A 22,288-nucleotide genomic window follows, 5' to 3' on the forward strand; every position below is an offset into this window, starting at 1 on the left:
CTTGCGCTCGGTCACGGTGCGGGCTCTGGTCTTTCTCAACGATGGCCCGATGGCGCCCCCGCGCCGCGACCGGACCTCTGCCCTATATAGCGTCCCCCGGCGGCGGGCGCGAGCGTTTGCCTAAGGAGCGCGTTCCTGATCGGTTGAGCAATCCTAATGCCACCGATAAAGTTGCAGTGCTTAGCTGAGAAGCTCTGCCAATGAGACACTGCTCATGACGAAACTCGAACAACAGTTTGATCAAGCAATGTTCGATATTTATCGCCGAGCCAAACAGGAGGCTGGCTATAATGCGACGCTTTTTCTCCAGATGATTTCCGATCGGAAAGGGCTTCGCACGGCAAAGACATTAATAAATGCAGAAAAGCCGTCAGATGGCTATACGGCATTGTATCTGAAGGGGCGTTTGGATCTAACGGTCGAAGCTGTGGTGGTCGAAAATGAATGCTGGCACCCGCTTTTTCTCGACATCGAAATTGAGCGCGCCCGCAAGAGACTCCGAGACTACCGCTATGAGCCTCGGCTACGACAATCGGGACCGTAAATCGGTACGGCGTCGGCTTCTCGATTCGGCTTTCAGAACGGCGTGAACGAGCGCGGCCGGTTCAGCCACAGGGGCTCGGGCACGTAGGGCGGCGCCGGCATCCACAGGATGGCCTGCTCCTGCGCGGCGGCGATCTGTGCCCGGCTCATCTTGGTGCGGACCGCATCGCGGATGCGGGTGAAGGTGTCGCGCTCCTGCTTGCCGGCGCGGGCGGCGGCGAGGATCAGCCATTTCTGCGAGAGCACCACGTCGATGGGCACGCCGCGTCCCTTGTCGTAGGCAAGGCCGAGGAGGTATTGCGCGGTGGGGTCGCCCTGCTCGGCGGCGCAGCCGTACCACTGGGCGGCGACCACGAAATCCTGCGGCACGCCTTTCCCGTTCTCATAGAGATAGCCAACCATCCCCTGCGCCTTGGCATCCCCCTGCCACGCGAGGGGAATGAGCAGCGCGGCGGCGGTCACATAGTCGCCCTTGGCATAGGCCGCATAGGCGCGGGACTGGGTGCCGTCCTTGCCGCCCGCGAGGGCCGGCCCGGTGAAGGTCAACGCCAGTGCCAGCGTCAGCGCACCTGCGATGCGGCGGAGTGGGGTGGGGCGCGAAGTCTCTTCCGGGCGCAAAGTCTCTTCCGGGCGCAAGGTCTCTTCCAGAGGCATGGGTCAGCTCGCCTTGAGGAGGAGGGCGTCGATCATGAAGGCGATCCACACTGCCGGCGCGAGGAACAGGCCGAACGGCAGGCGCCCGTCGAAGCGCAGCGCCCGGCCCGTGGCGCGGCGGCGCAGGGCATAGGCGAGGAGCGCGGACAAGGCGGCGATCTCGATGGCGATGGGGATGGCCGTCACGTCCAGCCAGACGCCCGCCAGCACCGCGAGCTTCACATCACCGAGGCCGAGCCCGTCGCGCCCGCGCAGCGCCCGGTATCCCGTGCGCAGGCCGAGGAAGAGCAGGCCGAGGAGCAGGCCGCGCACGCCCGCAGCGATCGGCCCCTCCGCCACGTCGTCGACGGCGAGGGCGACATAGGCGAGGCCGAGGGCGATGCCTGAGGCGTTGAGCGCATCGGGAATGAGGAAGTGCCGCGCATCGATGACGGCGATGGCCGCCAGCACCGGCACCAGAGTGGCGAGGGGCAGGCCGGTGGGAAGTCCCGCCACCGCGAGGCTCGCGCCCATGGCGGCGAGGCAGAGAGCGGCAAGCGCCACCGTCTCGGCCCGGCTGCCGGCGCGCGGGTGGGCGCCGAGGCCTCTGGCGACGGGGGCGCGCGGCGTCGGCTCGACCATCGGTTCGCCCGCTGCGGCGTCGGCCATGGCGGGCCTCACCGGTTGATGAGCGGCTGAGGGCCGCCCGGCAGCACGCCCACCGAGCCCTTGAGCTTGGCGCGCAATTCTTCCGCCACCGTGTGGGCATCCATGTTGTCGCGGATGATCTGGGGGCGGATGAAGATGATCAGCTCGGTGCGCTTCACCGTCGTGTCTTTGTGGGCGAAGGCATCGCCCACGCCCGGGATCTGGTCCAGCACCGGCACGCCCTGCCGCACGCCGTCGCTGCGCTCGCTGATGAGGCCGGCGAGCAGCACGGTCTGCCCGCTGGTCACGGCGATGGTGCTCTTGACCCGGCGCTGGGAGACGGTGGGCGTCAGGTTCGAGCCTTCGCTGGCGCTGCCGTTGGCGGTCGGCTGCTTGGTGACGTTGCTGATCTCCTGCTCGATATCGAGCCGGACCTGCCCGTTCACATTCACCCGCGGCGTCACATGCAGGATGATGCCGGTATTCTTGTATTCGATGGTGTTCACCACCGTGTTGGACGAGGTGAGCACGGTGGCGCTGCCGGTGGAGACCGGCACCTCGTCGCCCACCTGAAGGGTCGCCTTCTGGTTGTCCACCACCACCACGGAGGGATTGGACAGCACCTTCACGTCGGTGACGGTGTGCAGGGCGTCGAGGATCATCTTCGGCTGGTTCTCGCGGCCGATCAGCAGGTTGAAGCCGGGCAGAACGCGGTTGATGGCCTGATTGGTGATCTCGCTGGACAGCGTGTTCACTGCCGAGCCGTTGTTGCGGCCGAGGCCCAGATCCTTGCTGGTGAGGAAGAACTGCACGCCGTAGGCGAGCTGATCGTTCAGCGTCACCTCGGCCACGGTCGCCTCGATGGCCACCTGCAATTGCGGCTGGTCGAGCTGGAGCAGGGTGCGCTCGATGATCCGGTAGTTCTCCTGGCTCGCATAGATGAGCAGGGAGTTGTTTACCTGATCGGCGGTGATCCGCACGCCCGAGAGCAGCGCCCCGCCGCCGCCCGAGGGGCCGGAGCCGGAACCGCCCTGCAGCTCGTTGTCGGTCTCGCCCCGGTTCACGGGCTGGGCGTTCTGGCTCTGGTTCTGCGGCGGCGTCTGGCCGAGGCGCTGCTGCACGGACATGGGGCCGTTCGAGCCGCCGCCATTGGATGACGCCGAGGTGCCGGAGCCCGGCGCGATCTGGTTGGAGGCCTGATCCAGCCCCTGCGAGGAGGTGCCGTTGAACAGCTCGTTCAGCACCCGCGCCGTCTGCCGGGCCTCGCCGTAGCGCAGGCGATAGACGCGCACGCCCACAGAGCTGTCCGAGCGGTCGAGGCGCTCGATCCAGGTGGCGGCGGTGCGCAGCAGGTCCGGCTTCTTGGCCACCACCATCACCGAATTCATCCGGTTGATGGCCTGGAACTTCACCATCTTGTGGCTCAGCCCGCCCTCGCCGGCATCAAGCAGCGTCTCAAGCTCGGTGATGAGCGGTTCCGGCGCGCTGTTGCGCAGGGGATAGATGCCCACCGACTGGCCGCGCATCCAGTCGGCATCGAAGGAAAGGGCGGTGTTGATGGCCGCCTGCCGTTCCTGCGCCGTGCCCTGGATGAGCAGGACGTTGCGGCCGGGATCGACCCGCACCATGCCGGCCCGCGTGGCAAAGCTGTCGATGACCGGCATCAGGGTCTCGGCCGAGACATACCGCAGCGGCACCACGGAGACGCCATAGCCCGGCTCCGGCCGCGAGGTGCCCACATCGGTGGCGCCGGAGCCGGCGGCCTCGGTCAGCGGCATCAGCTGATAGCCAGAGGAGTCCTTCACGAGGGCGATGCCGTTGGCGCGCAGCGCGCTCTCCAGCACATAGGCGAGATCGGTACGGGCGACGGGGCGCGCCGAGGACAGGCTGATGGTGCCCTGCACCCTCGGGTCGATGATGACGTTGGCGCCGAGGATGTCGGTGAGCACCACCTTGGCGACGGTGGTCACCGGCGTATTCTCGAAGTTGAGATCGTATCCGCCGTCAGCTCCGCGTTGCGCGGTGCCCGCCGCGCCGACCGTCGTCGGGTCCGCCACCGGCTGCGCGCCGGGGGTCGCGAAATATTCGATGGGCTGACGATTGTCGGACGGCTGTTGCGGCTGCGCCACAGGCTGCATGGGCTTGGGCGACAGGTCGATATTGCGGACCTGATCGAATGTGCTCTGGGGCTTGGTGTCGTCCATGATGCCCGAGCAGCCGGACAGGATCGCGGCGAAGAGGATCGCGCACGTCAATACGAGAGTGCCCGGTCGTGGGCTCGACCGGCCGCGCCAATCCTCAATCACGCATCACCTGAATACTTCCGAACGCAAGAGCCGCGGAATCCGAGAGCCGCTACAAGGGCCGCCGGTCGCAGGAGATGGCCAGACGACCCTTGGCGCGCCTCTCTTAGCGACAGCATGTGACGGATATATAAGGGTTGACGGGCAGTGCTGCCAAGCTTCAGTTAGCTGGCTATCGCCGGTTCGCAGCCGTGTCCGGATGTCGTGACATTGTCATCACGGTGACGCGCGAGCGTCACGGGAGGCGGGAATACCAAGCCGGCCGCCGGGTGCTCCGTGTCGGCAGCCTGCTCCGGGCCGACGGCCGACCCGCAAATTGCTTTCCGGGGGCAACCTTCGCCGATGATGCGGCCCATGTTAATAGCAGCCAAGGTCCAGCTGTAGAATAGCGCCGCTGGATTGTACTGCTGGATTTGAATGCTGGCTTTCGGGGGCGCGGGCATGAGCGGGGAGGGGGGCGGCGATTTCCTGAGCTTCCTCGCCGCGAGCGGGCTGGCGCATCCCGCCGGGTCCGGAACCGCCGGCACGCAGGCCCGTCCGCTACGTCAGGTGTGGGAGGCGAGCGAGCTGACCGCCGGCGATTTCGCCGATGAGGTCGCCCGCTTCTATCGCCTGCCGCGTATCGCCCTGCCGGAGCTGATGGCGGCGCCGTCCCTCGTCTCCCACTTCACCCCGCGCTTCCTGCGCGAGATGACGGTGCTGCCCTTCCGCGCGCCGGACGGCACAGCCTGCCTCGCCGTCGGCGATCCCACCGACGAGACGGTGGTGCGCGCGGCGGAGATCGTGCTGGGGGGCAAGGTGACGCTCGTCGTCGCCTCCTTCGAGGACATCGCCACCGCGCTTGCCGAACGGCTCGGTGCCGATGAAGCCGCCGCCCGCGAGGCCGCCGGTCCCGCCACGGCGCGGGCCGAGGACGACATCGACAGCCTGCGCGACCTCGCCTCCGGCGCGCCGGTGGTGCGGGCGGTGAACGACCTGTTCGACAAGGCCATGGAGCTGCGTGCCAGCGACATCCACATCGGCCCGTTCCGCACCGGGCTTGAGGTGCGCCTGCGCATCGACGGCATGCTGCGGCCCATCCATGCGCTGGCCGATGTGCTGCCGCAGGCGGTCATCTCGCGCATCAAGATCCTCGCCGGCCTCGACATCGCCGAGCGCCGCCTGCCGCAGGACGGCGCCGCGCGCCTGAAGCTCGGGCGGGACGAGATCGACGTGCGCGTCGCCATCATGCCCACCCAGCACGGGGAAAGCGCGGTCATCCGCCTTCTGGCGCGCGATCGCGGCGTGCTTACGGTGGACAAGCTGGGGCTCGCCCCGCACGACCGCGAGACGCTCATGAAGCTGCTCGCGCTGCCCCACGGCATGGTGGTCGTCACCGGCCCCACCGGCTCGGGCAAGACCACCACGCTCGCCACCATCCTGTCGGTGCTCAACGAGCCCACGCGCAAGATCCTCACCATCGAGGACCCGGTGGAATACGAGATCCGCGGCGTGTTCCAGTCGCAGGTGAGGCCCCAGATCGGGCTCACCTTCGCGGCGGCGCTGCGCTCCTTCCTGCGGCAGGACCCGGACGTCATCATGGTGGGCGAGGTGCGCGACCCGGAGACGGCGCACATCGCCGTCCATGCCGCGCTCACCGGCCATCTGGTGCTCACCACGCTCCACACCGACACCGCCGCCGCCTCGGTGCCGCGCCTGCTCGACCTCGGGGTGGAGGGCTTCCTGCTGAAGTCCACTTTGCGTGCGGTGATTGCCCAGCGCCTCGTCCGCCAGCTGTGCGAGCGCTGCAAGCGGCCGCACACCCTGTCCGCCACCGACGTGCGGGACGATCCGCGCTATGTGGCCCTCGGCCTCAAGGCGGGGGAGACGGTGTACGAGCCGGTCGGCTGCGAGCGCTGCGGCGGGGCGGGCTATCGCGGGCGTATCGGCGTGTTCGAGGTGCTGACCCTCTCGGACGACATCCGCGAGATGATCGACCGCCATGCCGGCGCCGCGGCCCTCGACCGCGCCGCCATCGCTGGCGGCATGACCACCATGCTGGACGACGGCGTCGCCAAATGCCGCGCCGGCCTCACCTCGGCCGCCGAGGTGCTGCGCGTGACCACGGTGCGCTGAGCTGATGGCCACCTTCTCCTATCGGGCGCTGACCCAGGCCGGGCAGATCGTGAGCGGTGAGATCGCCGCCCCCACCGAGGCCGAGGTGCGCCGCCGCATCGAATTCCTCGGCCTCGTGCCGGTGGAGACGACGCCGCTGAAGGAGAAGAAGGAGAGCGCCTTCGGCTTCTCCTTCGGCGCGCCCAAGGCTGAGGATGTCACCCTCTTCACCCGCGACCTCGCTTTGCTGCTGCGCGCGGGCGCGCGGCTCGACGAGGCGCTGGAATTGCTCACCGGTGACACCGATCTCGGCCGCATGCGCACTGTCGCCCGCAAGATCCGCGCGGACGTGCTGGCCGGCGAGAGCCTCGCCGAGGCGCTGGCGTCCCATCCCTCGCTGTTCCCGCCGGTTTATGTGGCGCTGGTCAGGGTGGGCGAGGCCTCCGGCACCGTGGACCGGATGCTGGAGCTGGTCGCCGCCGAGCGCCAACGGGCCGAGGAGCTGCGCCGCAAGGTGGTGTCGGCGCTGCAATATCCCGCCTTCGTGCTGGTGGCGGCGGGGGGCGTGCTCGTCTTCTTCCTCATGTTCGTGATGCCGCAATTCTCCTCCGTGCTACGCGACATGGGGGCGAAGCTCGACCCCATGGTGCAGGTGCTGCTGGACCTGTCGGACGGATTGCAGGCCCATGCCGCCGCGGTGGGCGTCGCCGCGGTGGTGCTTCCGGCCCTCGCCTTCCTCGCCTTGCGACGGAAAGAGGTGCGTGGGGCGGTGACGGGCACGCTCTCCAAGCTGCCGCTGGTGCGCACGGTGCTTTTGTTCCGCCGCTCGGCCGTGTTCTGCCGCAACCTCTCCATCCTGCTCGGCAACGGCGTGACGCTCACCGCCGCGCTGCGCATCATCGTGGATGTGATGGCGGCGGGGGAGGAAGCCTCCGTCTGGGCCAAGGCGGCGGACCGGGTGCGCCATGGCGGGCGGCTGTCGGACGCCTTCGCCGAGGGCGACGTGCTGCCGCCCATGGCCATCCGCATGCTGCGCCTTGGCGAGGAGACCGGCCAGCTGGCCCTGCTCTCCGGCCGCATCGCCGATTTCTACGAGGAAAAGCTCCAGCGCGCCCTCGCCAGGGTGGTCGCGGTCATCGGCCCGGCCGCCATCGTCACCATTTCGGTGGTGGTGGGCGGGCTCATCGTCTCGGTCATGACCGCGTTGCTGTCGGTCAGCCAAAGCATCGGGTGACGAAACGTGATTGAAGGTCCCGCCCCCATGACGGCCAACACTGCCCCCTCCCGCTCCCGCCGCCGGAAGACGGAAGGCGGCTACACGCTGGTGGAGCTGCTGGTGGTCATCACCATCATCGGCCTCATCGTCGCCCTCGTGGGGCCGCGCGTGCTCGGCTATCTCGGCGACAGCAAGGTGAAGACGGCGAAGATCCAGATCCAGGGCTTCTCCAGCGCCCTCGACCTCTTCTATCTCGATGCCGGCCGCTATCCCTCCTCCTCGGAAGGGCTGAACGCGCTGGTGCAGCGGCCGGGCAACGTCTCCACCTGGAACGGGCCGTATCTGAAGGGCGGCACGGTGCCGGTTGATCCCTGGGGCAAGGCCTACATCTATCGCGCGCCCGGCCAGCATGGGCCGTTCGACATCGTGTCCCTCGGCTCCGACGGGCAGGAGGGCGGCACCGGCAACGCGGCCGACATCACGAGCTGGGCACGCTGAGGCGGGGCGAGGCGGATGGCACGCGAGCGGGAGCGCAGGCGCGATCATGAGGCGGGGTTCACCCTGCTTGAGGTCGTCTGCGCCCTCGCCATCGTCGCCGCGCTCGCGACCCTCGCCTTGCCGCGCCTCGCGCCCGGCACCTCGCGGGCGAAGCTGGAATCCCTCGCGGTCGAAGCCGCCGCGCTGCTGAAGGCCGACCGCGCCGCCGCCATCCGCCGGGGCGTGCCGGTGGCGACGGCGGTGGATACGGCCGGCCGGCGCATCACCTCCGGCGCGGCCGGGCGCGTGGTGCGCGTGCCCGGCGACGTGCAGATGGACACGGTGCTGCCCGCGAGCTGCGACGGAAGGCCGGCACGCGCCTCGGTGGAGTTCTTTCCCTCCGGCCTCTCCTGCGGCGGCGTGGTGGCCATGCTCAAGGGCGGGGCGGGCTATGAGGTGCGGGTGAACTGGCTCACCGGAGGCGTCGAGATTGTCCCCCGTGGCCGCTCCTGATCTGCGCGCGCGGCGCGGCGCCGCCGGCTTCACCCTCATCGAGGTGCTGGTGGCGCTGGCGGTGGTGGCCGCCTCCCTCGGCGCCATCGCCATGGTGGCGGGCAGTAGCATCCGCGGCACCCGGACGCTGGAGCGGCGGGTGGCGCTGCTCCAGACCGCCCGTGCGGTGGAGACGGGCATTCCCGGCCGCGATCTCCTCCAGCCCGGCCGCACCGAAGGCGAGATCGCCGGCCATCGCTGGCAGATGGACGTGCAGCCGCTCAAGATCGCCGGCCTGCCGGAAACCGGCCCCTGGACGCCCCTCGATGTCCGCATCCGCGTGCGCGGTCCCGGCGGCGAGATGGTGGCGCTGGAGACGGTGCGCATCGTGCGGAGCCAGCCGCAATGAGCGCGCTCGCGTCGTCGCGCCGCCGCAGCGCCGGCTTCAGCCTCATCGAGATCCTGGTGGCGATGACGCTCACCGGGCTGGTGCTCGCCGCCATCGCCATGGTCACGGCGAAATGGCTGCCGGCCTGGCAGCGCGGGCTCGGGCGGGTGCAGCAGAGCGAGCTCGTCGCCCTCGCCCTCGACCGCATGGCCGCGGACCTTTCCGCCGCCGCCTTCCTGCCCGTCGTTCGTGGCGGCGCCAAGCCGCTGTTCGACGGATCGGCGGAGCGCGTCGTCTTCGTGCGCGAGGTGCTCGCCCCCGGCGCGGCGCGCGGGCTGGAGATCGTCGAATTGGCCCCGGTGCCGGACGGGCGCGGCGTCGCCATGGTCCGCCGCACCGCGCCTTATGCGCCGCAGGCCGAGGCCGGGGGCCTGCCGCCCTTCGGCGCCCCGGTACGCCTGCTGCGCCCGCCGGTCAGCGTCTCCTTCTCCTATGCCGGACGCGACGGGGTGTGGCACGAGGCGTGGCGCGGCGAGGAGGAGCTGCCGCGCGCGGTGCGCATGGTGGTGCGCGAGGGCGGGCGGACCACCGCCGCGTCCACCGCCGTCTCCATCCGCTCCGATGTGCCGGCCTTCTGCGCCGCCGATGTCACCAAGCCGGTCTGCGGATCATCCGTCGGTTTCAGTGGAGCGCGCGCGAAAGCCGTCTCGGGGGCCGGGGGAAATAACGGGGGGGCCGCGCAATGACGGGCGCCTGCCTCAACGCCCGGCGCGGGACGGAGCGCGGCTTCATCCTGGTGACGGTGCTGTGGATTCTGGCGGCGCTCGCCGCCTTCACCGCGGTCTATGCAGTCTATGTATCCGACACGGCATCCGCCTCCGCGGTGCGGACGGAAACGCTGCGCGCGGACGGGCTGGTGGTCGCGGCGGTGGAATTGGCGGCGCTGCGCATTCTCTCCGTGCCGGCGCAGGACCGTCCCATCAGCGGCGAAGTGCGGTTCCGCATGGGCGAGGCCAACGTCTCCGCCCGCTTCGCCGACGAGGCCGCACGCATCGATCTCAACTCGGCCGCGCCCCCCGTGCTGGCCGGCCTGTTCCAGGTGCTCGGCGTGCCCGAGCAGGCGGCGAAAACCTACGCCGCGAGCATCGCCGCCTGGCGGACCCCGCCCCGGGGCAGCAGCGCCGGTGCGGGCGGTGCGACTTCGGTCAGCAGGACGTCCGCTCTGGGCGACGATGAGGCCGCGAAAGGGCAGGGCGCCTTCGCCCATGCGGCGGAGCTAGCCCGCGTGCCCGGCCTGCCGGCGGATGTGGTCGCGGCGGCGCTGCCTCATCTCACGGTCTATGCCGGGCGGCGGGAGGTCAATCCCGAGCTGGCGGGGCCGGTGGTGCGGGCGGCGCTGGCGAAGGCGGGGCAGGGGATGAACGATATCGACAACGCCACGTTCGCGACGGCCGGCGAGACTTCCGGCGAGGACAAGGCCGGCGGTGACAAGGCAGGCGGCGACGGAACCGCCATCGCGGGCGCCTCCGGCCTCACCACGGTGGCCGGCGACACGGCACGCGTGACGGTGCGCGTCGCCTTCGACAATGGCCGCAAGCAGGGCGCCGAAGCGGTGATCCTGCTGCGGGATTTCGGGATGGACCCCTACCGCGTGCTCCTCTGGCGCGACCTCTCCTGGCGCGAGCTGGCCGACCTCGATGCGGCGCCCGCCGCGCGGCGCAAGACGACGGGAGGACGGCCATGAGCATGATGCCCGGCGCGCCCGATGCGTCGCTGGTGACGCGCTTCATCGATGGCTTCTCGGCCTTCATCGACCTGACGGCGACGGCCGTGGACACCGCCATCGCCAGCGGCCGGGCGCGCCTCGGCCGGCTGCGCGCGGTGCGCATCGAGCAGGGGGAGGACGGCGCCTTCCACCTGCCCGGCGTTGCCCCGTTCCATCCCGATACCGGCGACATGGCGCGCGCCTTGCCGCCGGAGATGGCGGCCGCCCTGAAGGGGCGGGAGGTGGAGCTGGCGCTTGATCCCGCCCGCTTCCTTTTCCGCCCGCTCGATCTGCCCGAGGGGGCGAGGCCCTATCTCGACGGCATCGTGCGGGCGCAGATCGACCGGCTCACGCCGTGGAGCGCGGCCGAGGCTGCCTTCGGCTGGACCGCGCCCGAGCCCCTCGGTGACGGCCGCATCCGCCTGATGGTGGCCGCCACGCCGCGCGCCCGTCTCGCGCCCGCCCTCGATGCGCTCAAGGGGCTGGGCGTGGGCCATCTGCTGCTGACCACCCGCCAAGGGGAAGGCGCGCCGATCATCGTCCATGCCGGTGCTTCCGGAGAAGGCGGGGGCACGGCGCGGCTCAAACAGGTGTTGCTCGGCGTGCTTGCGGCTGCGGCCCTTGCCGCGACACTGGCCTCCAGCGTGTCCGGCTTCCTCGGCGGCAGCCTCGACGAGGAGCAGCAGACGCTGGATCAGGCCATCGCGGCCCGCCGCCGTGCCATCGCCGCCGCCCGCGACGGGCTGGGCGCGGAAGGCGCCGCCCTGCGCGGTCTGGAGAGGGCGAAGCGGGAACATGCGCCCACCGTGCTCGTGCTGGAGGCGCTGTCGCAGGTGCTGCCGGACCATACCTATCTGACGGCCCTGACCATCCAGAACGGCAAGGTGGAGCTGACCGGCGTCTCGCGGGAGGCGCCCTCCCTTGTGCGGCTGCTGGAGGAGTCGAAGCACTTCTCCGCCGCCACCTTCGTCGCCCCCACCACCCGCCAGCCGGGCGATGCGGGCGAGCGCTTCCAGATCCAGGCCGACATCACTTTGCCGTTCGAGGTGAGCCAGTGACCCCCGCCGCGCCCGCCCGTTCCCGCCGCACGCTGGCGCTGGCCGCGCTCGGCTATGGCGCGCTGGTCGCGGTCCTGCTGGCCGTCGCGTTCGGCGAGGTGGCGGACATGCTCGCCAAGCGCGCGGCGGTGGCGGAGGCGCAGGATCTGCTCGACCGGCTGGAGGGGCGCAGGCCCCCGAGGCCCGGTGCCGCCGGTGCCGAGGAGCGCGGCTCCCCCTTCCTCGAAGGCGCGAGCGTGACGGTGGCTGGCGCCGCGCTGGCCGAGCGCGTCGCCGCCGCGGCCGATGCGGCCGGCGGGCATCTCGTCTCCTCCAGCGTGGAGCTGGGCGCCTCGCCGCTCGGCCCGGGCTTCGTGGCGGTGGCCGCGACCGTCGATATCGGGCAGGAGGATTTGCAGAACCTGCTATATGATATCGAAAGCGGCCAGCCCTTCCTGTTCATCGACCCACTCGTGGTCCAGGCGCAGGGGCAGGGTGCCGCATTGGGGCAGCTGGACACCGAAGGGACCGAGGGACGGATGCAGGAGGAAGGCTCCGAGGGACGCGGGCAGGACGGGCGCATCCAGGTGATGCTGACCGTCCATGGCCGCTGGCGGGGGGCGCGATGATCGCCCCAGCTCAGACTCCCGCGCGCCCTTTGCCCGCGCGCCGCTTCCGCTGTCTCTCCCTCGTCGTGGCGGGCCTGATCGTCGGCATTGCGGCGGCCTCGGCCGAGGTGGAAGCCCCCGCGCCGCAGGTGGACTTCCTTGTCCCCGGCCAGCCCTCCACCCGCGCTGCGACGGCTCCGGCCGATCGCGAGCGGGGAAATCCCCTGTGGGCCGTTCCCATCGAAAGCCTCTCGGCGACCCGCGATCGCCCGCTGTTCACGCCATCCCGCCGTCCGCCCGAGCAGCCGGTTGCCCTCGCACCGCCGCCACCGCCCTCCGCTCCACCGGCCGCCGTCTCGCCGCGGCCGCAACTGGCGCTGATGGGCACGGTGGTGAGCACGGCGGGCAGCATCGGCATCTTCACGGATCAGGCGAGCGGGCAGATCGTGCGCCTGAAGGTGGGCGACGCCCATGGCGGCTGGACGCTGCGCAGCGTCGGCCCGCGCGACGCGGTGCTGCACACGGGTGCCGACGCTGTGACGCTCGTCCTCCCGGTGCCCGGCAAGGGTAGTCCCCAGCCACCGCGCGGGTCCGAAGGTCCGTTCGCCGCCGCGCAGGTGGGCGGGGCGAAGCCTGTCGCCGGGCAGGTGGTGGTGCCGCGCCGCACCAGGCCGTCGCCGGCGGATCTCGATTCCAGCCACTGAGCGTGCGGCCGGAGCCTCGCCGGCCGAAGCGTCATCGTCGGGTCATGGCCCATGGGGAAAGTGCGCCGTCTCCCCGTCTCGCGCACATCGGCCGGCCTGTCGTGACCCAGCTCATTGGACTATTCCCCACCCCCGTGATGCGCGTCGAGGGCCTCATCGGCCCCGCCGACGTGGAGGCGCTTGCGGCCGAGGTGGCGGACCGCACCTCCCTCACCAACGCCTATTCGGACCTCCTCTCCCACACCCCGGTGGCGGGCGACCAGTCCGAGACGCTGCTGTCGCGGCTCGGCGCGCTGGTGCTGCCCAAGGTGGCGGAGTTCGGCGAGGTGCTGTTCGGCGAGGCGCTGAGCTGGCAGATCAAGGAAATCTGGGTGAACGTGCTGGAGCCGGGCGGCCATCAGGCCATCCACACCCACGCGAACAGCTTCATCTCCGGCGTCGTCTACCTGACGGAGGCGCATCCCTCCGCCAACATCGTCTTCCACAAGGCCATCGGCGGCAGCGGCTTCATCTTCGGCAACACCAATCCCGGCGCGCGCATCAATGCGTTCAACGGCGGCAAGTTCGCCATGCCGCAGACGGGTGCGGGCGACCTCGTGATGTTCCCGAGCTATCTGCTGCACGAGGTGCCGGTGAACAAGGGCGGGCGGCGCATCTCGGTGGCCTTCAATGCCATTCCCGACCGGCTCGATAATTTCGGCTACGCCATCCACTTCTCGTGAACGCAAGCCTTTTCAGGGAGAGGCCCATGCGCCTTCATGCAGCAATCGCGGTGCTGGTCCTCACGTGCCTCGCGGCGACGGGGGCGCGGGCACAGTGCGCGTTCGACCAGTCGGTGCCCAACGCCAATGAGGTGCTCACGGAGACCCAGCCGGAAGTCACCATCGACTTCACCGACGAGTTCCGGCTCGATGACGTGCGCGTGGTGAGTCTCGACGACAAGGCCGAATGGCCCACCGACTGGGCCCGCCCTGCCGAGGAAGTGCGCCAGACCGCGTTCCGCATGGCGAGGCCCCTGCCGCCCGGCAAGTATCTGGTGGAGTGGAACGGCTATCTGCGCCGCCACCACCATGCGGATGGCGGCTCCATCGCCTTCACCGTGGCGAAACCCGGCGAGATCCCGCCCGCTACGCCGGCGGTAGCTGAGCCAAGAGCCGCCGCGCGTCGGGGCGGCTCGGGTTCGCCCTATCCAATGCTTCTAGGAGCCGCCGGGCGCCCGAAGGATCAGTGACGGCGAGCTGGCGCGCCATGGCCAGCACCGGCACGTAGGCGGCATCGAAATCCGGGCTGATGCGCACCAGCTCGATGAGTTGCGGGGCCAGCGTGCCGATCACGTCCCGCGGGCCCTTCGCCGCCAGCGCCCGGGCGCCCATGCCGATGTAGCCGTCGCGCGCTTTCCAGTAGGCGGCGAGGCGCGCCTGCGTGGCGGGATCGGCCCCTGCCAGCAGCGTCTGCGGCGCCGGGTGGAGCGCCGCGAGGAGCGCCACCAGCCGGTCGGCGGGCCGCTCGTTTGCGGCATAGGCCGTACCCGGCGCAGAGGCAGTCACCACCGGCCGGTCATCGGTGTTCAGGGGGGCATTGCCGGCGAAGCGGGCGAGGTCCGCCGGGCCGGCGAGGTGGAGGCCGAACAGGGCGAAGCTGCCGTCGAGATCGACGGCCTTCAGCCCCGTCGCCAGCGCGCGGTCGCGCACCCGGCGCTCCACCCAGTCGGACGGGTAAGTCGCGGGCGCGCGGCGGCCGATCAGGGCGACGAGGGGCGTCTCCACGCTGAACTGGGCGAGCCACGCCGTCGTGTCCGGGAACACGTCGAGGAAGGTGCGCACGATCACCTTCAGCGTTTCCATGTCCAGCTGGTGCAGCGGCAGCCACTGGCAGAACAGGCCGTCCGGCGCGAGGCGGTCGCGGATGGCGGCGAAATGCTCGCGGGCATAGAGCGCGCCGGAGCCGTCCACGGAGGGATGGTAGAGGTCGGCGACGATCACGTCGTAGGGCGCGGTGCCGGCGCGCACGAAGCGGCGGGCGTCGGCCACATGGATGCGGATGTCCGGGTTGCCGGCGAGGCGGGGCGGCGTGCGCTCGAAATAGGGGAAGCTCTCCACCACCTCGGGCACCAGCTCCACGCCCTCTATCCTGAGGCCCGGATGGTCGCCGGCGGCGGAGAGGGTCGCGCCGGTGCCGAGGCCGAGGAACAGCGCGCTGCGCGGGTTGGGATGCAGCAACAGGGGGATATGCGCCTGCCGGTGGTCCGAGCGCATGGAGGCACTACCACCCATGCGGAAATGGTTGTTCACCTGAAGATGGCGGTCGCCGGCGGCATTGCGCACCACGCTCACCGCCGCCATCACGCCGTCGCGGTGCCATTCCAGCGCGCCGCCTTCCGGCACCTGCACGAAGCGCAGGGAGACGGGCGCGAGCACCAGCGCCAGCGTCGCCGCCAGCGTCAGCCCGCCACCGGCCAGCGCGGCGCGGCTCCGGAGCGGCAGCGCCAGCACATAGGCGGCGGCGAGGAGCGCGAAGGCGTATTTCGCGCCCATCAGCGGCAGCAGGACCGGGCCGAACAGCATGGGCGCCAGCGCCGCCCCAAGCGTATTGGCCGCAAGCCCCGGCCCGACGCCGCCGAGGCGGTCGGATGCGCGCTGGGCAAGCGCCGTGAACAGGGCGCCCATGGCGATCGTCGGCGGCAGGAAGGCCACGGCGGCCATGGCGAGCTCGGCGGAGAGACGCCCGGCCACCGTCACCGGCAACGCGGCCTTGAGGGCCGAGAGAATCTGCCCCGACGCCCCGAGCAGCGCCGCGCCGGCGACGCAGGCGAGGGCGGTGAGGGTGACGAGGAGGGCCACTGAGCCGTCTGCACCCGGCCCGCGAAGCGACCGCCACCGGGCATAGAGGGCGGCGCCCAGCGCAGTGCCCGCGAGGTAGCAGGCCAGGAGCACGGCGAAGGTGTAGATGGTGTTTTCCAGAATCTGGCTCAGCACCCGCACCGTCAGCACCTCGTAGCCGATGCCGAGGAGGCCGGTGAGGAACAGGGGCGCCACCACCGGGAGCAAGGCGGAGCGGCTCTCACAGCCGCGAATCGGCCGTGCCGCCGCCTCTGAAGCCGAATCGCGGGCCACGGCCAGCATGGCCGCGGCGCAGACCGCATTCAGTACGGCGCACAGCACCAGCGTCGCGGAGAGGCCGAGCGCGGGGATGATGAGGAAGGCGGTGGCCAGCGTTCCCGCCACCGCGCCAAACGTGTTGGCCGCATAGACGTGCCCCACCGCCGCGCCTGAGGCGAGACGCGGCGCCAGCACGGCCTCCAGCGCCGGCAGGGTGGCGCCCATGGCCAGCGTCGCAGGCAGCAGCAGCACGAAGGGCAAAGCGAAGGCGACGGACCATTGCCGGAGCGCCGAGGCATCCACCGGCACCAGCGCTGGCACGAGGTCGCCGAAGAGCGGCGTTGCGCCGATGAGAACCAGCGCCCAGGCGCCGATGATCAGCTCCAACCCCGCATACCAGGCGGCCGGCCGGCCGCTCCCGGCGATGGCGCGGCCGAGCAGCAGGCTGCCCAGCGCGAGGCCGCCGAACAGGGCGGAGATGACCCCCAGCACCGCCACCAGTTCATGGCCGAGGCTGACCGCGAGCATGCGGGTCCAGACGATCTCGTAGCCGAGGCCGGCAAAGCCCGAGAGGGTCGCGACCAGCGCGATGGCGATGCCCGTGCGGGTGTTTTGGCCGAGCGTCAGGCGTTGCGGCGCGGCGGATTCGGGTTCCGAAGCCTGAACCTGGGACATGACAGAAACCGTTCCTGAAAGCGAAAGAAGCCGGAGGCCCGAAGGCCCCCGGCATCCGAAGGTCTCGCGCCGGCCGTGGCCGGCGCTTGTCTTCTGTCAGTTCACCATCACTTGGCGAACGTCACTTGGCGAGGGAGACCGCGAGCTTCTCGTTGGTCTCGACGAGGAGTTCCGGCTGGTCGGAGACGCGGATGAAGATGGGGTTCGTGTAGAACCACAGGTCCGACCACGCGGCCACGTCGTAGCTGGAGATCTTCTGGCCGTCGCGCACCACGAGGTGGGACGGGCAAGCAGCGTCGTTACAGGGCACGAACGGGCCCTGCGCGGCGTTTTCCGGATCCCAGTCGTTGAGCGGGTTGCCCTGGGCGTCCGTCTCGGCCGGCACGGAGGCCGGCAGGTTGGAGCCACGCACGCGGACATACATGTTGTTCTGCACGTTCGGGATGGTGACGGTCATGGTGCGCTTGGTGCCGCGCGCCTTCCAGGTGGTCGGGCCGAAGGTGGCGATGATCGCCGCCGAGGCATTGGTGCCGGCGGTGTAGTTGGCGCTGCCGGGCGCGACGACGCCGGTCACGTCACCCTTGATGAACTGCACCTGGCGGAGCGTCGGCTTGTTGAGGGGCTCCTGGATGCCGATCTGGGCCAGCGACGGGTTGTTGAAGGTGTAGGGCGAGTAGTTCGGGCTGGTGGGGACATTGACCTCGAGGGTCAGCGTCACCGACTTGCCGCGCTTCACCACCAGCGTGTCACCCATGCCCGCCTTGGCGCCGAAGCCGGCCTTGGCGTTGTAGGTCAGCTCGCCGGTGATGAGGTCGCCCTGCACCGAGTAGACGTTGCCGGAGCGCACGCCGTCGACCACCACCTGCGGGCGCAGGGCCACATTCCGCTTGGGACGCGGGATGTAGAGCTTCTGGAACTCGCCCGGATAGAAGTCGTTGGTGGTGCCCTTCTCGTAGATGGAGAAGGCGCCGCGGTTGTGCCAGTCGGAGCTGGCGAAGAAGAACCAGTTGCGGCCTTCACCCAGCATGGCGTCCCATACGCCGCCGATCTTGGCGGCATAGATGCCGGTGCCGCCGAAGGTGGTCACACCCACCGAATCGCAGCCCGTGCCGCAGAAGCCGGCGCGGTATTCGCCGCGGTTGTTCGACGCCTGGTGGCCGGGCTGGCTCTCGAAGCCCACCGCGACGGTCGGGCCGGCATTATTGAAGTCGCGGAAGTGCTCGATGTTGAAGCCGTTGTTCTTGTCCGGATTGAACACGCCGGCGCGCTCCACGTGCGCGGGCACGTAGTAGCTGTCGAGCGGGTAGTACTTCTGCAGCCACTGGACGGAGGGAACCGCCTTCGCATCGTGGTTCTTCTGGCCCGAGCCGGTGCCGGAGGCGTTGGCCACCTTGCCGGTCCAGTTATGGGTGGGCGCACCGAGGCTGAAATCGGTGTCAGAGCGGTCGAAGCGGTATTCGAACTCCGCCACCGCGCTGGCGTCGCCGGTGTCCTTGTCCTTGTTCTTCTTGCCGAACAGGCCCTTCTTCTCGATGGCGTTCTGCGGCTTCTGATTGCCGATCACCGCCATGGAGGTGTGCTCGTGGCCGGGCACGTTGGTCTCGATGCCGGCATAGAGCATCGGCACGCCGGTTTCCTTGGCGAGGCGGACGAGCTCGGGGAAGATGATCTCTTCCGCGCTCTGCCAGCGCCACATGGAGCGGTGGCCCTGCGAGGTGGCGGTGTCGCCCTTGATGACCAGGCCCTGGACCTGATCGAAGAAGCGGCCCTTGCCGGTGGTGGAGCCGTCACCTTCCGGATCGTCCACGCGGCAGTCGCGCGGGCTGGAGCCGCCGTGATCGGCAGCGCCGAGCCATTCCAGGCCGTAGCTCTGGACCGCCTTCTTCACCATGGTCTCGACCGACGAGCGGCCGTCCGAGCACGGCGTGTGATTGTGGAAGTCGCCGGCCATGTAGCTGTCGGCGAACGCCTGCGTCGGCGCAAAAGCCGCTCCGCCGGCAACAGCGAGGACCGACGCCCCCGCGATGAGCTGCTGTGTCAGCACCCCGCCCTTCATGCTCCAACCCCTAATTTCCCACGGACGCCAGTCCGCCCGTAGGGGCCTCCTAGCCGCGTTCTGTGACCGCGTGCTGAAGGTTCTGTGACGCCGGGGAAGGTGAGCCGGGAAACCTTGCGAGACCTTTCGGACCCTGCGTCCGCCGCAACGCTGTCATCAAGCCGACACCGGTCCGCCGCTAGGGGATGCGCCGTCAGCAGGCGTGGAAGCACGACGTGGCGGGGATGCGCTTTTTCGCGTCCCTGTGGGCGGGGGACGAGTCTTGACGTCATCGGGTTTGAATACGGGCGCGGATGCCCCGGCCGGCACCAGGAACAAGAGCCTCATCCGGCGGCTGATCGGCGAGCCGCTGCTTCAGTTCATGGTGCTCGGCGCCATGATCTTCGCGGCCCATGCGGCGGTGACGCCGGCGATCCCGAAGGAAAAGCTCATCGAGGTCACCCCCGAGGTGCGCCAGAGCATCGTCGATGCCTTCAAGTCCACCCACGAGGGCCGCGAGCCGGGGGCGGACGAGTATCGCAAGCTGGTCGACGTGTGGGTCCTGAACGAGATCACCTTCCGCGAGGCACTGGCGCAGGGCCTCGACAAGGGCGACGAGATGATCCGCGACCGCATCGTCCACAAGATGCGCCTGCTCATCTTCAACGGCGTGGAGGTCAAGGAGCCGACCCACGCCGAGCTCGAAGCCTGGTACGAGAAGCGCCGGGCACAGTATGACGTGCCTGAGACCATCAGCTTCATCTCCGTGCCCTTCACCGGCCCGAACGCCGAGGCGGACGCCCGCGCGACGCTGGAGCAGATCGTCGCCGGCGAGGAAACCGAAGAGACGCAGAACCGCGCCCTCATCTTCGGCGAGAGGCCGCGCAAGTCGCTGGAGCCGTCGTTCGGCATGCCGTTCGTGGAGACGCTGGTGGCGCTGCCGCAGGGCGAGTGGCGGGTGGTCCCGTCGAAGGACGGCTGGAACGTGGTGCGGCTCGATGCCTATGCGCCCGGCCATCCGACCGACCTCGACGAGGTGTCCGCCCAGGTGGCCCTCGCGTGGAAGGACGAGCGCCGCCGCATCCTCGGCATCGCCGCGACCAAGGACCTGGGCAACGCCTACGTCATCCGGCGTGGTGAGCCATGATCGCCGGAGCCATAACGGCGCGAGCTCCCCGCGCCTTCCGGTCCGGCCTGCTCGCGGTCCTGGCGCTGTTCTGCGCGCTCCTCCTGCCGTCGCTGGCCGCGCGGGCGCATGAGGCGACCATGGCGGTCATCACCCTGCGCGAGATCGCGCCGGGCCGCTTCATCGGCCAGTGGACCATGCCGCCGGCGGACGTGACCCTGCAGCCCATCTTCCCCGCCCACTGCCAGTGGAACCCGCCCGAGCTGGTCTGCGGCGAGCGCGGGCTCACCGGCCGCCTCAGCTTCATGGGCCTCGGCAGCAAGCAGTCGGTGGCGACCATCCGGGTTGTCCCGCGCGAGGGGCCGGCCGTCGTCTACACGGTGAGCGCCGCCAAGCCGACCATGATGGTGGCGAGCGAACCCGGCACCAATCTCGCGGTGTGGGCCGATCTTGCCGACACCTACGTCAATCTCGGCATCGACCACATCCTGCGTGGCATCGACCACCTCCTGTTCGTGCTGGGCCTGATCTGGATCGTGAAGGGCGGCTGGCGGCTGGTGAAGACCATTACCGCCTTCACCGTCGGCCATTCCATCTCGCTCGCCGCCGCCACCTTCGGCTGGGTCGGCGTGCCGGAGCGGCCGCTCAATGCCGCCATCGCTCTCTCCATCGTCTTCGTGGGCGTGGAGATCGTGAAGTTGCAACGGGGCGAGCCGGGGCTGACCGCGCGCTATCCCTGGATCGTCGCCTTCGCTTTCGGCCTCCTGCACGGCCTCGGCTTCGCCACGGCGCTGACGGCGCTCGGCATCCCGCAGGCGACGCTGCCCATCGCGCTGCTGTTCTTCAACGTGGGCGTCGAGATCGGCCAGCTGATGTTCGTCATGGCGGTGCTCGCCCTCATGTGGGCCCACCGGCAGGCTCAGGCGCTGCTGCCCCGCTGGGGCGCGGCCATCCCGGCCTATGTCATCGGCTCCGTCGCATCGTTCTGGTTCCTCACCCGCATCTGACCCTGCCTGGGGCGCACACCTTGGAAGGACATTCGTCATGAAGTCCCACAGCCCGAACCCGGCGCTCGTCCTCGCCGGACTTCTCGCCATGATTCCCCTGTCGCCGGCCCTCGCCCATACGGGCACGGGCACCCAGATCGGCCTTGAGAGCGGCTTTCTCCATCCGCTCTCCGGGGCGGACCACATCATTGCCATGGTGGCGGTGGGCCTGTGGGGCGCGCAGCTCGGCAACCCGGCCATCTGGGTGCTGCCCATCACCTTCCCGCTGGTGATGGCGGTCGGCGGCCTGCTCGGCGTCATGGGCATCGACCTGCCCTTCGTCGAGCTTATGATCGCGCTGTCGGGCATCGCGCTCGGCGCTATGGTGGCCCTGAACATCCGCCCGCCGCTGTGGGTGGCGGCGACCATCGTCGGCGTGTTCGCCATCTTCCACGGCTATGCCCACGGCAAGGAGCTCCCGGATGCGGCCGATGCGGTGGCGTTCGCGGTGGGCTTCGTGGTGGCCACCGGCATGCTGCATCTTCTCGGCATTCTCATCGGCGTCGCGGTGCGCTGGGAGGCGGGAGCCAAGGCGGTGCGCGCCTGCGGCGCCGCCATCGGCTGCCTCGGCGTCTACTTCCTGCTCGGTGCCATCGGGATCATCGAATGACACGCCTTGCCCGTCGCGCCGGCATTGCCGGCGCGGTTGCCCTGGTTCGTCGCGCCGGCTCCGTCGGCGCGCTTGCTCTCGTCTTCGCGCTCACCCCCGGCCTCGCCCATGCCCATCTCGTGGACACGCGGCTCGGCGATTTCTATTCCGGCGCGCTGCACCCGCTGACGGATTTCGAGCAGGTGCTGCCCTGGCTTGCGCTGGCGGTGCTCGCCGCCTTCCAGGGGCCGCGCACGGCGCGCTGGGTGGTTCTGGTCTTCCCGCTGGCGCTGGCCGCCGGTGGCGCGCTGTCGCTGGTGCTGCCGCCGCCGCCGTTCGCGCCGGTGGCGGGCGTGACGCTGGTGGCGCTCACCGGCCTTGCAGTTGCCGCGCAGCTGAGGCTGCCGCTCGTCGCGCTGCTGGTGCTGGCGGTAGGCCTTGGCCTGCTGGACGGATACCAGAACGGCGCCGCCATGGTCGCTACCACGGACCAGTTCCTGTTCCTGTCCGGCGTGACGGTCATCGGCTACGCCTTCGTCACCCTCGCGCTCGGCTGCGCCATCGCCTTCCTCGCTGGCGTCGGCGGCTGGCGGCCCATCGCGCTCCGGGCGGCGGGAAGCTGGGTCGCGGCGGTGGGCATCATGGTGCTCGGCCTGCATCTGGTGTCGCGCGGGGTCGGCTGATCCCGCGCCGGAGCGTGGTTCACGGCATCGCGAGCGACATTACGGAAGCTTAATCCGGCCGCCAGATTGCCGTAACGATCCAACGCATAGGTTGCGTCTCGAACCTGCCCGGCATGGCAGGCAACAGA

At 70.0% G+C, this 22,288-nt stretch carries 22 protein-coding genes; 17 read left to right on the forward strand and 5 right to left on the reverse strand.

What is annotated here, in order from left to right:
- Positions 1–214: 214 nt before the first annotated feature.
- Positions 215–544 (forward strand): hypothetical protein, encoded by a 330-nt coding sequence (locus V5F74_RS11990; RefSeq protein WP_081837760.1) that lies wholly within the window; start codon positions 215–217, stop codon positions 542–544.
- A gap of 32 nt (positions 545–576) precedes the next feature.
- On the opposite strand, the gene V5F74_RS11995 is transcribed toward V5F74_RS11990, so the two are convergent.
- From V5F74_RS11995 to gspD, 3 genes are read right to left on the reverse strand one after another with little or no spacing between them, the layout of a single operon-like run.
- The gene (locus V5F74_RS11995) at positions 577–1,197 is read right to left on the reverse strand and encodes a tetratricopeptide repeat protein (protein ID WP_394008257.1); all 621 of its coding nucleotides are present in this window, start codon (positions 1,195–1,197) and stop codon (positions 577–579) included.
- Positions 1,198–1,200: 3 nt separating this feature from the next.
- Complete coding sequence (locus tag V5F74_RS12000; RefSeq protein ID WP_394008259.1) at positions 1,201–1,845, reverse strand: prepilin peptidase; 645 nt, start codon at positions 1,843–1,845, stop codon at positions 1,201–1,203.
- Between the two features lie 8 nt (positions 1,846–1,853).
- Complete coding sequence (gene gspD / locus V5F74_RS12005) at positions 1,854–4,079, reverse strand: type II secretion system secretin GspD (RefSeq protein ID WP_394008261.1); 2,226 nt, start codon at positions 4,077–4,079, stop codon at positions 1,854–1,856.
- Between the two features lie 489 nt (positions 4,080–4,568).
- On the opposite strand from gspD, the gene V5F74_RS12010 reads away from it, so the two are divergent.
- The 12 genes from V5F74_RS12010 to V5F74_RS12065 all read left to right on the forward strand — a co-directional run bounded on the left by V5F74_RS12010 (position 4,569) and on the right by V5F74_RS12065 (position 14,139).
- Complete coding sequence (locus V5F74_RS12010; protein WP_374250271.1) at positions 4,569–6,242, forward strand: GspE/PulE family protein; 1,674 nt, start codon at positions 4,569–4,571, stop codon at positions 6,240–6,242.
- A 4-nt stretch (positions 6,243–6,246) separates the two neighbouring features.
- The gene (locus tag V5F74_RS12015; protein ID WP_029559024.1) at positions 6,247–7,455 is read left to right on the forward strand and encodes a type II secretion system F family protein; all 1,209 of its coding nucleotides are present in this window, start codon (positions 6,247–6,249) and stop codon (positions 7,453–7,455) included.
- Positions 7,456–7,482: 27 nt separating this feature from the next.
- Complete coding sequence (gene gspG, locus V5F74_RS12020; RefSeq protein ID WP_374250273.1) at positions 7,483–7,935, forward strand: type II secretion system major pseudopilin GspG; 453 nt, start codon at positions 7,483–7,485, stop codon at positions 7,933–7,935.
- Positions 7,936–7,950: 15 nt separating this feature from the next.
- Complete coding sequence (locus tag V5F74_RS12025; RefSeq protein ID WP_394008264.1) at positions 7,951–8,427, forward strand: Tfp pilus assembly protein FimT/FimU; 477 nt, start codon at positions 7,951–7,953, stop codon at positions 8,425–8,427.
- A complete protein-coding gene (locus tag V5F74_RS12030; RefSeq protein ID WP_394008266.1) occupies positions 8,414–8,815 on the forward strand; it encodes a prepilin-type N-terminal cleavage/methylation domain-containing protein in 402 nt (133 codons plus the stop codon). The genes V5F74_RS12025 and V5F74_RS12030 overlap by 14 nt, the downstream gene beginning before the upstream one ends.
- Complete coding sequence (locus tag V5F74_RS12035) at positions 8,812–9,540, forward strand: PulJ/GspJ family protein (RefSeq protein ID WP_394008268.1); 729 nt, start codon at positions 8,812–8,814, stop codon at positions 9,538–9,540. Before V5F74_RS12030 ends, V5F74_RS12035 begins: the two co-directional genes overlap by 4 nt.
- Complete coding sequence (locus V5F74_RS12040; protein ID WP_394008270.1) at positions 9,537–10,538, forward strand: type II secretion system minor pseudopilin; 1,002 nt, start codon at positions 9,537–9,539, stop codon at positions 10,536–10,538. The genes V5F74_RS12035 and V5F74_RS12040 overlap by 4 nt, the downstream gene beginning before the upstream one ends.
- Entirely contained in the window at positions 10,535–11,617 is a 1,083-nt protein-coding gene (locus tag V5F74_RS12045; protein WP_394008272.1) for a PilN domain-containing protein, read from the forward strand. The genes V5F74_RS12040 and V5F74_RS12045 overlap by 4 nt, the downstream gene beginning before the upstream one ends.
- Complete coding sequence (gspM, locus tag V5F74_RS12050) at positions 11,614–12,225, forward strand: type II secretion system protein GspM (RefSeq protein WP_394008274.1); 612 nt, start codon at positions 11,614–11,616, stop codon at positions 12,223–12,225. Before V5F74_RS12045 ends, gspM begins: the two co-directional genes overlap by 4 nt.
- Positions 12,222–12,908 carry a hypothetical protein gene (locus V5F74_RS12055; protein ID WP_394008276.1) on the forward strand — a complete coding sequence of 229 codons (687 nt, stop codon included), beginning with the start codon at positions 12,222–12,224 and terminating at the stop codon, positions 12,906–12,908. Before gspM ends, V5F74_RS12055 begins: the two co-directional genes overlap by 4 nt.
- A 101-nt stretch (positions 12,909–13,009) precedes the next feature.
- Complete coding sequence (locus tag V5F74_RS12060) at positions 13,010–13,630, forward strand: TIGR02466 family protein (RefSeq protein ID WP_394008278.1); 621 nt, start codon at positions 13,010–13,012, stop codon at positions 13,628–13,630.
- Positions 13,631–13,656: 26 nt separating this feature from the next.
- Complete coding sequence (locus V5F74_RS12065; protein ID WP_394008280.1) at positions 13,657–14,139, forward strand: copper resistance CopC family protein; 483 nt, start codon at positions 13,657–13,659, stop codon at positions 14,137–14,139.
- Here the strand turns inward: V5F74_RS12065 and V5F74_RS12070 are convergent.
- Positions 14,036–16,681 carry a fused MFS/spermidine synthase gene (locus V5F74_RS12070; protein ID WP_394008282.1) on the reverse strand — a complete coding sequence of 882 codons (2,646 nt, stop codon included), beginning with the start codon at positions 16,679–16,681 and terminating at the stop codon, positions 14,036–14,038. The genes V5F74_RS12065 and V5F74_RS12070 overlap by 104 nt on opposite strands.
- 121 nt (positions 16,682–16,802) lie before the next feature.
- Positions 16,803–18,737, reverse strand: a complete 1,935-nt coding sequence (locus V5F74_RS12075) for a hypothetical protein (RefSeq protein ID WP_394008284.1) — start codon at positions 18,735–18,737, stop codon at positions 16,803–16,805.
- Positions 18,738–18,999: 262 nt separating this feature from the next.
- On the opposite strand from V5F74_RS12075, the gene V5F74_RS12080 reads away from it, so the two are divergent.
- The 4 genes from V5F74_RS12080 to V5F74_RS12095 are packed head-to-tail and all read left to right on the forward strand — an operon-like array spanning position 19,000 to position 22,160.
- Complete coding sequence (locus tag V5F74_RS12080; protein WP_394008286.1) at positions 19,000–19,863, forward strand: peptidyl-prolyl cis-trans isomerase; 864 nt, start codon at positions 19,000–19,002, stop codon at positions 19,861–19,863.
- Entirely contained in the window at positions 19,860–20,849 is a 990-nt protein-coding gene (locus V5F74_RS12085) for a HupE/UreJ family protein (protein ID WP_051679312.1), read from the forward strand. The genes V5F74_RS12080 and V5F74_RS12085 overlap by 4 nt, the downstream gene beginning before the upstream one ends.
- Positions 20,850–20,886: 37 nt before the next feature.
- Complete coding sequence (locus V5F74_RS12090; RefSeq protein WP_024278378.1) at positions 20,887–21,498, forward strand: HupE/UreJ family protein; 612 nt, start codon at positions 20,887–20,889, stop codon at positions 21,496–21,498.
- Positions 21,495–22,160 carry a HupE/UreJ family protein gene (locus V5F74_RS12095; RefSeq protein WP_051679311.1) on the forward strand — a complete coding sequence of 222 codons (666 nt, stop codon included), beginning with the start codon at positions 21,495–21,497 and terminating at the stop codon, positions 22,158–22,160. The genes V5F74_RS12090 and V5F74_RS12095 overlap by 4 nt, the downstream gene beginning before the upstream one ends.
- Positions 22,161–22,288: the final 128 nt, after the last annotated feature.

This window comes from Xanthobacter aminoxidans (genome assembly GCF_043193615.1).
Lineage (GTDB): Bacteria > Pseudomonadota > Alphaproteobacteria > Rhizobiales > Xanthobacteraceae > Xanthobacter > Xanthobacter aminoxidans.